2 pseudogenes are annotated in these 986 nt (G+C 50.0%); both read right to left on the bottom strand.

From position 1 onward, the window contains the following. Window positions 1-152, bottom strand: a pseudogene (locus LKK83_RS00510) (serine/threonine protein kinase); the annotation flags it as partial. Window positions 153-293: 141 nt separating this feature from the next. Next, window positions 294-986: pseudogene (locus LKK83_RS00505) on the bottom strand (hypothetical protein); the annotation flags it as partial.

The following is a 986-nucleotide window of genomic DNA, read 5'->3' as shown; positions in this document are numbered from 1 at the left end:
GGATTGGCGGTAACGGGTTTGAGTTGTTTGATAACGCAGCGCCGCCCGGAAGGCATTTGGGTGTCTTCGGCGAGGAACGTTTCGCCGAACCCGCCGGAACCGAGTTCGCGCAGGATGCGATATCGATTGTTCAGGAGTTTTGCAATGCTCATAAACGGTGTCGGAGTGAGGGCGTTACGGCAGAATTTTACTAGCAGTTCAAAGCGGTTAAGCTAGTTTAGCACATTTTTCTGAAATTGAATGGTAAATTTTGGAGTAATTTGAGGTGGTTTGCACCCTATTTTGCCTGCCAATTATTCTGGCATTTGCTCGATTAATCGAGGTGCTCCCACTGCAGCACTCCTAAATCTTTCTCGAAGTAATTCTGTAAAAAATTCCGCTCGTTCTCGGGTGGAAAAAGAAGCGACTTGGATGAGTTGTTGATTTTGATTTTCCAGAAATCTCGGATAGGCATCTTCACAAAACATCGCTTTGACTCGCTGTAAATTGAGTTCGCTGTTGTAAATAAATACGGGATAAAAGGTTACTGGATAAGTATAGGGGTCTGTGGGCAAGCGATCGCCGCAACTCGTTTTAGGATATGCAGATTTATTAAACGGATTTACGGGTTGGGGAGGGACTTGAGGCGTGGGAGGTGCGGGGGGTGAATTCGGGGTCTCATTTTCCGGGGGATTGGGAGATGCGGGGGAATTCGGGGTATCATTTTCCGAGGAATCGGAAATTATCGGTTCGGGTTGAGGGCGGGTAATCCACAATCCTAGCAAGGTAAATATACCGATAATCCCACCGATAATAGTGGCTTTTTGCCAATCTCCCATTCCTGGGGAGGAGTTGGCGGGGCGATCGCTGGGGGAAGAGAGGGTGGTTGGCGGTTGAGATGCTGCTACAGGCGGTGGAGAGGCGAGAGTCGCGGGGGTGGGGGTATAAGCGGGGGCGGCGATCGCATCTAACATTTCCCGAGCACTAGAGAAGCGATCGCGCGGATG

The organism is Phormidium sp. CCY1219 (assembly GCF_035615515.1).
GTDB lineage: Bacteria > Cyanobacteriota > Cyanobacteriia > Cyanobacteriales > Laspinemataceae > CCY1219.
Note: the sequence above shows the minus strand (reverse complement) of the source record. Positions and strands in the feature narration are given on the sequence as shown.